We start from the raw sequence: 10,525 nt of genomic DNA on the forward strand, positions 1-10,525 counted from the left end.
CTGGGCGCGCGGACCAAGGGCCTGCTGCCGAAAGTGCTGCATGCGCTCGCGGCGCATGTGTCGTATTCCAGGACGGCGGTCATCCCAAACGCAACGCACCCGATGTTCGAGCAGGCGCCGCAGAAATTCTCCGAACTGGTGCTGGATTTTCTGGCGGGCTGATCATGCAGACACTTCGCGTCAATGGTTACGACATGGCCTATCTCGAAGTGGGCGAGGGGCCGCCGCTGGTCTGCGTGCACGGCACGCTCGGCGATTTCCGCACCTGGTACTCCGTGCTCGGTCCGCTGTCGAAATCGCATCGCGTGATCTCGGTCAGCCTGCGGCATTTCTTTCCCGAACATTGGGATGCCGTCGGCGACGATTACAAGATGGCCCAGCACGTCGCTGACGTGATCGCTTTCATCGAGCAGGTCGAACCCGCGCCGGTCGATCTGATGGGCCATTCGCGCGGCGGTCACATCGCCTTTCGCGTGGCGCAGGCGCGGCCCGATCTGTTGCGAAAGCTGGTGCTTGCAGAACCCGGCGGCGATCTCGATGCGAGCCTGCCGGTGCCCGCAGGCACGCCCGCGCACCCGCCGCTGGCGGCGCGCACGGCGCGCTCGGTCGAGATGATCCGCGCCGGCGACATCGAGGGCGCGCTGCAGAACTTCTACGAAGGCATCGAAGGCGACGGCTCGTGGCGGCGCGTGCCGGCGGCGGCGAAGCAGCAATTGCGCGACAACGCGATCACCTTCCTCGGCCAGATCAACGAGCAGCGCAGGCCCTACACGCTCGCGGACGCGCAGGCGATCACGACCCCGACACTCCTGATCGGCGGCGGGGCGACGACAGGGAGCCTGTCGGTGATGTGGCGTGTGCTGGCCGAGCACATCACCGGGGCGAAGACAGCCGTGATCCCCAATGCCGGCCACTGGATGTTCGAGCAGGCGCCCCTGGAGTTCGGCGAGGCGGTGGACGCGTTTTTGGCGGAGTAAGTGGCCTCACACTCTTTTTTCCTCAAAAACAACCCCATGCACAGTAGCTGAGCCCAGCAATATCAATGACTTAGGTGGCGCGAAATGAGGCTGGACGCCCCCTTGGCCGCGCTTGACGCCCTTATCCCCTCGCCGTATCCTTGAATACGGAATTCCGTATTCCCTCCGTCTCGGAGCTGCCGGCGTGATCCCTCTCGACCCGCTTCCGAACTTGATCGACCAGGTCTATGCGCGGATCCTGGAGGCGATCTCCGACCGCACGCTGCAGCCCGGCCAGCGCATCCGGCAGAACGAGCTCGCCGACAGGCTCGGCGTATCGCGCCAGCCGGTGTCGCATGCGCTGCACCTGTTGCACCGGCAGGGACTTGTCGCCGAGAGCGGCCGGCGCGGCTTTGAAGTCACCCAGCTCGATCCCGCACGCATCCGCCAGCTCTACGAGGTGCGCGGCGCAATCGATGCCTTGGCGGCGCGGCTGGCAGCGGAGCGCGCAGGCGATGCGGCGGGACGCGCGCGGCTGGAGGCGGCGCTCGCCGCCGGACGCGGGATCGATGGCAAGACCACGCTCGCCGAGCTGATCGCGCTCGACGTCGCGTTTCATCGCGCGATCTATCGGCTCGCCGGCAATCCCGTGATCGAGGAGACGATTACGCCGCAATGGCCCCATATGCGCCGCTCGATGGCGACGGTGCTGTCGGAGCTCGATTATCGCGGCAGCGCCTGGGCCGAGCATGCCGACATTGCCGGACATATTCTCGCAGGAGATGCGAAGGCGGCCGAACGTGCGGCGCTTGCGCACGCGCAGACGGCGGGACGGATGACTGAGGAGAGATTGAGGGCGACGGAAGAGGCGGCGGCGTAGCGACCGCCACTGCCAAGACGTGGATGGCCGGCCAAGACGAGCGACAACAAATCAAAACAGGAGGACGCGCCGTGAAACTGTCCCAGGAGCAATTGGAGTTCTTCCACCACGAGGGCTGGCTGTTCCTGCCCGAACTGTTCAGTCCGGAGGAGGTCGATCTCCTCGCGCGCGAGGCGGTCGGCATCTATGACACGAACCGGCCGGAAGTCTGGCGCGAGAAGAGCGGCGCGCCACGCACCGCCTTTGCCGCGCATCTCTACAACGAGGCGTTCGGCATTCTGGGTGCTCATCCGCGCATGATCGGCCCGGTCGAGCAGCTGTTCGGCGAGCAGGTCTACATGCACCAGTTCAAGATCAACGCGAAATCCGCCTTCACCGGCGATGTCTGGCAATGGCACCAGGATTACGGCACCTGGAAGCGCGACGACGGCATGCCCGAGCCGCGCGCGATGAACATCGCGATCTTCCTGGACGAGGTGATGCCGATCAACGGCCCGCTGATGCTGGTACCGCAGAGCCAGAACGCCGGCGACCTCAAGGCCTCGCATGACCTCGCGACGACCTCCTATCCGCTGTGGACGCTGGACGAGGAGACCGTGACGCGGCTGGTCAAGCAGGGCGGCATCGTTGCGCCGACGGGAAAGCCCGGCGGCATGCTGATGTTCCACGGCAATCTCGTGCACGGCTCGGCCGGCAACATCACGCCCTATCCGCGCAAGATCGTGTACCTGACGCTGAACGCGGTTTCGAATTACATCCGTACCCCGACGCGGCCGGAGTACATCGCGCATCGCGATTTTGCGCCGATCAAGACGGTGGAGGACGACGCACTGGTGCGGCTCGCCCGTGCGCCGCGGCAGGCGGCGGAGTAGGACACTCTCGTGCCCCGGACGCAGCGCAGCGCGAAGCGGTGCGCTGCAGAGCCGGGCCCATACCACACGGATAGTTTTCTTTCTGGGTGCCGGCTCTGCGGAGTAGCGCCATAGTGCGTCGAAGACGCGCGTGAACGCGCTTATGGCGCTGCACCGCGTCCGGACCACCATACTTGATCGGGTAACAACATGAACCTCTTCCGCCTCCTCCAGGCCCGCGCTGCCGCCGGCAAGCCCGTCCGTGTGGCGCTGATCGGCGCCGGCAAATTCGGCTCGATGTTCCTGGCGCAGGTGCCGCACACGACGGGGCTGGAGGTACCCATCATCGTCGACATCGATCGCGACCGCGCGCGCGAGGCCTGCCGCACGGTGGGCTGGAGCGCCGAGCGGATCGCCGCCACCGTCTTCACCGATGATGGCGCGCGCGCCATCGCCGGCGGCGCGATGGACGTGGTGGTGGAGGCGACCGGCAATCCCGCCGTCGGCATCAAACACGCCCGCGCGGCGATCGCGGCCGGCAAGCATATCGTGATGGTCAATGTCGAGGCCGACGTGCTTGCCGGTCCGCTGCTCGCCCAGGAAGCCCGCAAGGCCGGCGTGGTCTACTCGCTCGCCTATGGCGACCAGCCGGCGCTGACCGCGGAAATGGTGGATTGGGCGCGCGCCACCGGTTTTCATGTGGTTGCCGCCGGCAAAGGCACAAAATATCTGCCGGCCTATCACGACGTGACGCCCGACAGCGTCTGGCAGCATTACGGGTTGACCGCGGGCGAGGCGCAATCGGCCGGGATGAATCCGCAGATGTTCAACTCGTTCCTCGACGGTACCAAATCGGCGATCGAGATGGCCGCGATTGCGAACGCCTGCGGACTGGACGTGCCTGCGGAGGGCCTGCTGTTTCCACCCTGCGGCGTCGACGACCTGCCGCATATCATGCGGCCGGGCAGCAAGGGCGGCGTGCTGGAGCGATCGGGCGTCGTGGAGGTGGTCTCCTCGCTCGAGCGCGATGGAAGGCCGGTGTTTCGCGATCTGCGCTGGGGCGTCTACGTCGTGCTGGAGGCGCCGAACGACTACGCCGCCGACTGCTTCAGGCAATACGGCCTCAAGACCGACGGCAGCGGACGGTACGCGGCGATGTACAAGCCCTACCATTTGATCGGCCTCGAGCTGAACATCTCGGTGCTGTCGGCCGCGCTGCGGGGCGAGCCGACCGGGCAGCCCCATGGTTTCCGCGGCGACGTCGCCGCCGTGGCAAAACGCAATCTGCGCGCCGGCGAGATGTTGGACGGCGAAGGCGGCTACACGGTGTGGGGCAAGCTGTTGCCGGCGGCCGCGAGCCTCAAGGCCGGCGCGCTGCCTATCGGGCTGGCGCATCGCGTGAGGCTGAAGCACGACGTCGCCCATGGCGAGATCGTGCGCTGGAGCGATGTCGAGTTCGACGCGGGCAACGAGACGATCAGGACGCGGAAGGCCATGGAAGCGGCGTTCATTAGCGCAGAGTAGGCCCTGTACTCATAAAATCGAGATTTATTGGTGCGGACTGAGCGATGTCCGCTGGCCGCCACATGTGCGCGACAGAGGGGCGAACATGCTCTGCTGAGTTCCGCCGCCTTCACCAGTCCATTGATTTCAGTGGCAACCATGGCAAGGTAGCTCGCGCGGCACAACCAGTTGGACGCATGATGATGGTGGGCTCGGTCGTCAATGAAGATCGGCTCGCGAAAGAAAGTTTTTCTTTTGGGCCCTTTGAATTAATCCCGGAGCGGAGACGTCTAGAAAAATCGGGTGTACCACTTCAGTTGGGCGCCCGTAGCTTGGACATCCTTACAGTTCTTGTCGAGCATGCTGGCGAAGTTGTCAGCAAGAAGACTCTGCTAGCTCGGGTTTGGGCCGGCGTCACCGTCGACGAGGGTAGCCTTAGATTTCATATGGCGGGCTTGCGCAAGGTGCTCGGCGATGGAGAGGCCGGAGCGACGTATGTCACGACCGTGCCAGGACAAGGGTATAGCTTCGTGGCGCCTGTCTCACGAACGCTCAAGCCTGTTGCTGAAATCGCAAAATCGGGTCGACGCTCAACATTTCCGAATCGCCTTGGCAGGATGATTGGCAGGGACGACGCCGTGCAAGCGATCTCCTCGCATCTTATGGCCGAACGATTCGTGTCCATTGTCGGTCCGGGCGGGATCGGAAAAACAACTCTGGCAATATCTGTCGGCCACCAACTCACTACAGAGTTTGCCGATCTGGTTCACCTTATTGACCTGGGCTCACTTTCTGATCCGCATCTCGTGGCGGGTACGATCGGCTCGGCGCTCGGACTTGCCGTTGACGATCGCGATCCTATCCCCGGCCTTCTGGCCGCACTGCGAGACATCCGAGTTTTGCTGGTGCTCGATAGCTGCGAGCGTGTGATTGAGGCGGCTTCTGCGCTGGCAGAAACCATCTTCGAGGAAACGCCGCAAGTTTACATCTTGGCAACAAGCCGTGAAACCTTGCGGGTCAGAGGCGAGCACGTTCATTGGATAGCTCCCCTCGAGTTTCCGCCTGAGGGTCCCAATGCACGAGAGGCGATGGCATACGCTGCAGTACAGCTTTTTGTCGAACGCGTTACAGCAAGTCAGCCTCAGTTCATACTCAACGACGTCGATGCACCGGTCGTGGCCGAGATCTGCCGAAAGCTCGACGGAATCCCCCTCGCAATCGAACTCGCAGCTGGTCGTGTGGGCGCTTACGGAGTCCATGACGTTTTGCGGCTCCTCGACCACAAGTTCGAGCTCTGGCGAGGCCGGCGAACGGCGTTGCCGCGACACCAGACTCTGGCTGCAACGCTCGACTGGAGCTACGATCTTTTGCCGGAGCTTGAGCAGATTATCCTGCGCCGACTATCTGTTTTCGTTGGGCCGTTTACGATCGAGGCTGCCTTCGCGATCGCGGCCGGAGATGATTTGGACGATTCGCAGGTGATCGAGTCCGTTGCCAGTCTTGCCGCCAAGTCACTTCTGACAGCGAACGCTCGTCTCGCCATCCCGCTATACCGATTGCTGGATACCACCCGCGGGTATGTGCAGGAAAAGTTGGCCAGAAGCGATGATGCAAACCTCGTTGCTCGCCGTCATGCTGTCTATCATTTAACTTTATTCGAGCGGATTGGGGTCGAGCTGTCCGGTTTCCGGAAGAGCGAAAATGCGTCTGCCTCCAAGCTCGTTCGGTCCCTGAAAGGGGCAGGAAGCAACAATCTGACCGAAGCATCGGTTGCCACTAATGGTCGGCCGATCGATGAGATCCGCGTTGCCCTCGACTGGGCGCATGGCAAGTCTGGTGATTCGCTGCTAGCGCTCGACCTCACGACCGCTGCCGCACCGGTCTGGATTCATCATATGCTCATAGACGAATGTCGGGAGCGGACAGAGCAAGCGGTTTTCCAAATCGACGAAAAGCTGGGTCGTGACGCGCGCCGGGAGCTCCGCCTCTTCTTCACTTTGGCGGTTGCGCATATGGAATCGACCGGGGACGCTGCGATCATCGACGATGCGTGGTTGCGTGTATCCCGATTGGCTGAAGAACTGGACGACAACGAATATCAGCTGAGGAGCTTATGGGGTCTCTGGATAGGGCGATACCTAAGAGGCGATTTCCCCGGTGCACTGCAGATCGCCGAAAAATTCGTCAACCTGCCTGATGGCGCTATCGATGTCGCTGATCGTTTCGTCGGAGAGCGGATTTTGGGAGTGACGCGGCACATTCTAGGGGACCAAGCCGGCGCCCGGCGACATCTGGAAAAAATGCTGGCAGGCTACGTCGCGCCGCCAGGGCAAATGCACGCCCTGCGATATCAGTTTGATCAACATGTGGCTGCCCGAACGTACTACAGCCAAACGCTTTGGTTGTTGGGTTTTCCGGACCAGGCAGCCGCGGTCGGCAAACACGCCTTCGATCATGCGACGGCACTTGGACACGATTTTTCTCTTCTCTATGCGATTGCCTTCGGCGCTTGCCCTCTAGCGCTTGAGATCGGCAATTTTGATGCTGCGGAAGCGCTCATCTCAACTATGCTTCATCGAGAAGCGACGTTCAGAGCAATGGGAGTATGGGGCCGCTGTTATGCGGGTATTCTGGAGATGAAGGGTGGCCACACCGCTGCGGGCCTTGCCCTGCTTCGCGAAGGCTTGAATGGCTTCCCCCCGACCGGCTTTCAAAGCCGCTATTTATTCCTTCTGGGCAATCTCGCACTCGGTGAGTCTGATATCGGCGATCACCGCGGAGCCAATACAACGATCGAAAGGGCGCTGGCTCAATCGGAAAGGAACGAGGACCGCTGGTTCGTCGCTGAACTGCTGCGCATCAAGGGTATCCTGGCGCTCAATCAAGGTGGCGCGGAGGCGCTCGTGTCGGCCGAAGCGCACCTCAATCACTCTCTCGAGTGGTCACGCCGCCAAGGCGCAATATCCTGGGAGCTCAGGACGGCGACAACTCTGGCATCCCTGATGCAGAAGCAGTCGCGTATCGGTGAGGCACGGGAGCTGCTAGCGCCCCTTTACGTTCGTTTCTCCGAGGGACTTGCCACTGCAGATTTAGTCAAAGCTCGTTCTCTGCTGACATTGTTGAACGAGCCAACCTAGCTTGGATCAATAAGGATTCGCAGCGTGATAGAGCCAATGCACGCCAGCCGCTACGAGAAAGAAGATGCCACGCCCACTCACCCCCGCAGAGCGTGATCTGGTTGCCTTTATTCTAGGTCAGCATTCGCCCTTGCAGGACCATTTTGGGCTCGTCGAGGAAATGAACGACGGTGGGATGGGTAGCCTTCTCTTTGTCGGCGCGGCAGATCGGCGTTTCGGCCGATGTATTGGCGAATGCGAATTCGACGATGCCGATGGAGTGCTGGTGTCGGTCGCGCTGAACCTCGGCCAGCGCGACGAGTTGTTTGAACTTGATCTGTGGAAAGTCGACTTTTCGCCGCTACAGAGGATCGCCGTCCTAGGTGATGTCCGTCCCTCACGGTGGTTGCGACACACGCTCAGATAAGCCAGATCTGAAGCCGTTCGAACCGGCTCGGCCAGCGGACCGCTCCGGGTCACAGTCTGACCTGGGCAACGATCCCGGACGTATCCGCTTTGGCTCTCGGTCAGGGAAGCAGTCGCTCTTGCTTTGCCTGCCTGAACCACTTCCGGAACATGTCTTCCGTATCCATCATCTCGGTGAAGCCGGCGCGGTTGATCTTCACGGTCGAGACGATCGAGGGCGGACCGGATTCGGTGTGGCCATAGCGCAGGCTGTAATCGGCGTATTGGAACGAGAGGCCGACGAATTCGGCCAGCGCAGGCGATGCTAGGTCGTGCTTGCGCCGCAGCGCATCCCAGGGAGCGACCCAGCTCGGGAATTCCCTCGCGAGCGACAGCGGGACCGGCCTGCCCGGCTTCATCTCCAGTGCATCGGCGACCGCAGGCCAGATGTTCTCCCAGGTAAAGACGTCGCCATTGGTCACATTGAAGGCCTCGTTGCGCGCGGCCTCGGCCTCGCCCGACCAGGCGATGGCGCGGGCGAGAAGATCGACGTCGACGGCCTGCCCCACCCGCGGAGCGCCGCCGGGGTAGTCGAGCGGCCTGCCCTGCTCGCGCAGCATCGCGGCATAGACGCCGAGCGGCGGGATCAGGTCCATGGCGCCGCCCATGGCGAGACCGACGATCAGCACCGGCCGCAGGATGCTCCAATGCCAAGCCTTGCCGGTTTGGAGGTCGCGCAAGAAGTTTTCCTGCGCCCAGTAGAAGTTGGGCTGCTCGTACATTTCGGAGCGGCCTTCGCGGGCCGGCACGGTCAAGGGGCGAACGTGGACACCATAGGCCTTGGTGCCCTGCAGCAGGGCGACGTGCCTGAGGCCGGGCGCCACAGGCTCGAGCGCACCCATCAAATTGCGCAGCATCAAATCGTTGGTCTTGATTTGCTGCGGGTCGCGCCAGCCGTCGACGAGCTGCGGCGCCTCGTAGAGCGCGGCGTAGATCAGATGCGTTGCGCCGCTCAGTTCCGAGGCGGCACGCCCGCAATCCGCTGCGCTGGTCAGGTCGATCGGTACATGACGGGCACCGTAGAGGTCGCGCGGCTTCCGCCGGGACAGGGCAATGACATCGCACCCGCCCGAGACGCCGAAGTGTCGCAACGCGGCATTGCCGACGAGACCGCTCGCTCCGGCGACCACGATTTTCTTGCCCGTCATGCGCGAGCCTCCCTAGTTTTTGAATGACCGAATAGCAGATCGCTTGCAGGCCCGACTTGCGTCAGGCCGGCGTTCGCACCTGCGAGGCGCCCATGAGACTTGATTCCGGCGAAGCGCCCGGTCATCCTCGCCGCGGAACCGCAACGATCGGAATTCCATCTTCGAGTGCCCGCAAGGGCCGTTCGGAAACGCCACAACGTCTCAACAGACAACGTCGAGCGTCGACGAAGACAAGACGACACCAAGATCGGTCCCTGGTCGAAGCATCGACTTAACGGAGGGAAGCGCATGGAACGTCGTAAATTCCTGACGGCAGGCGGATTGGGCCTCGCCGCCAGTGCCGTCGCTGCGCCGGCGATCGCGCAGTCGATGCCCGAGATCAAATGGCGATACGCCGCGAGCTGGCCGAAGGCGCTGGATACGCTCTACGGCGGCTGCGAGTATTTCGCCAAGCGCGTTGCCGAGATCACCGACAATCGTTTCCAGATCCAGCCATTCGCCGCCGGCGAGATCGTGCCGGGCCTGCAGGTGCTCGACGCCGTCGCCAACGGAACGGTGGAGATGGGCAACACCGCGCTGTATTATTACTGGGGCAAGAACCCCGCCTTCACGTTCGGCACGTCGCTGCCGTTCGGCTTGAACACGCGCCAGCATATTTCATGGCTGCAGTGGGGCGGCGGCCAGGACCTGATCAACAACCTGCTGAAGGAATACAACGCCATCGGCATTCCGACCGGATCCACCGGCGCGCAGATGGGTGGCTGGTTCCGGAAGGAGATCAAGTCGATCGACGATCTCAAAGGGCTGAAATTCCGGGTCGGCGGCTTTGCCGGCACGATCATCGCCAAGGTCGGCGGCGTACCGCAGCAGATCGCGGCGGGCGACATCTATCCGGCGCTGGAGAAGGGCACGCTCGATGCCGCCGAATGGGTCGGGCCCTATGACGACGAGAAGCTCGGCTTCGTGAAGGTCGCGAAGTACTATTACTATCCGGGTTGGTGGGAAGGCACCGGCCAGGGTCACAACATCATCAATCTGGACAAATGGAACACGCTGCCGAAGCACTACCAGGCCGCGGTCGATGCCGCGTCGCGCGATACCTTCACCTGGGTGACCGGCAAATACGACTACGTCAATCCGCCGGCGCTGAAGCGTCTGCTGGTGGCCGGCGCGATCCTGAAGCCGTTCCCGCAGGAAGTGCTGGAGAGCTGTTATGGCGCGGCCAACGAGATCTACGCCGATCTCGCCAAAACCAATCCGCATTTCGGCAAGATGTATGCGAGCCTGACGGCTTTCCGCAGCGAATCGCTGGCCTGGATGCAGGTGGCCGAGCTGAGCTTCGACAGCTTCATGATGCGGATGCGGACACGGACGTGAGGCGCTGAGCGACGCGTGGGGTCAGAAACGACGAAAGCGCCGGAGATGGCTCCGGGGCTTTTTGTTGGGGCGCGGATGGCGGGGTTAAGCGAAAGATCGCGTCACCAAAGGTGTCATCGCCCGGCTTGACCGGGCGATCCAGTATCTAGTCGTCCGTGAACAAGGCACTAAGCGATTGAGCAGGAGTCAGTTTTCCGGTTGCGGCGGCATTTGAGATTGCAGGGATTGG

General features: G+C 62.5%; 8 protein-coding genes and 1 pseudogene. 8 read left to right on the forward strand and 1 reads right to left on the reverse strand.

Annotation, left to right across the window (positions count from 1 at the left end; genetic code table 11):
* The 7 genes and pseudogenes from IVB32_RS08435 to IVB32_RS08465 all read left to right on the forward strand — a co-directional run.
* Nucleotides 1-162: pseudogene (locus IVB32_RS08435) on the forward strand (alpha/beta hydrolase); the annotation flags it as partial.
* A gap of 2 nt (nt 163-164) precedes the next feature.
* Nucleotides 165-977 carry an alpha/beta hydrolase gene (locus tag IVB32_RS08440; RefSeq protein ID WP_247299307.1) on the forward strand — a complete coding sequence of 271 codons (813 nt, stop codon included), beginning with the start codon at nt 165-167 and terminating at the stop codon, nt 975-977.
* Between the two features lie 184 nt (nt 978-1,161).
* Complete coding sequence (locus tag IVB32_RS08445; protein ID WP_018453281.1) at nt 1,162-1,836, forward strand: GntR family transcriptional regulator; 675 nt, start codon at nt 1,162-1,164, stop codon at nt 1,834-1,836.
* A gap of 71 nt (nt 1,837-1,907) precedes the next feature.
* Nucleotides 1,908-2,708, forward strand: coding sequence for a phytanoyl-CoA dioxygenase family protein (locus tag IVB32_RS08450; RefSeq protein WP_018453280.1), 801 nt, complete (start codon nt 1,908-1,910; stop codon nt 2,706-2,708).
* A gap of 189 nt (nt 2,709-2,897) precedes the next feature.
* Complete coding sequence (locus IVB32_RS08455; protein WP_018453279.1) at nt 2,898-4,211, forward strand: Gfo/Idh/MocA family oxidoreductase; 1,314 nt, start codon at nt 2,898-2,900, stop codon at nt 4,209-4,211.
* Nucleotides 4,212-4,255: 44 nt separating this feature from the next.
* Nucleotides 4,256-7,327, forward strand: a complete 3,072-nt coding sequence (locus IVB32_RS08460; protein WP_247369039.1) for a winged helix-turn-helix domain-containing protein — start codon at nt 4,256-4,258, stop codon at nt 7,325-7,327.
* A gap of 64 nt (nt 7,328-7,391) precedes the next feature.
* Complete coding sequence (locus tag IVB32_RS08465; RefSeq protein WP_026232500.1) at nt 7,392-7,733, forward strand: hypothetical protein; 342 nt, start codon at nt 7,392-7,394, stop codon at nt 7,731-7,733.
* Nucleotides 7,734-7,833: 100 nt separating this feature from the next.
* On the opposite strand, the gene IVB32_RS08470 is transcribed toward IVB32_RS08465, so the two are convergent.
* Nucleotides 7,834-8,919 (reverse strand): NAD-dependent epimerase/dehydratase family protein, encoded by a 1,086-nt coding sequence (locus tag IVB32_RS08470; RefSeq protein WP_018453276.1) that lies wholly within the window; start codon nt 8,917-8,919, stop codon nt 7,834-7,836.
* 288 nt (nt 8,920-9,207) lie between these two features.
* Between IVB32_RS08470 and IVB32_RS08475 the strand changes: the two genes are divergently transcribed.
* Nucleotides 9,208-10,296 carry an ABC transporter substrate-binding protein gene (locus IVB32_RS08475; protein WP_018453275.1) on the forward strand — a complete coding sequence of 363 codons (1,089 nt, stop codon included), beginning with the start codon at nt 9,208-9,210 and terminating at the stop codon, nt 10,294-10,296.
* Nucleotides 10,297-10,525: the final 229 nt, after the last annotated feature.

The organism is Bradyrhizobium sp. 23, from assembly GCF_023073295.1.
GTDB classification, from domain to species: Bacteria; Pseudomonadota; Alphaproteobacteria; order Rhizobiales; family Xanthobacteraceae; genus Bradyrhizobium; species Bradyrhizobium canariense_D.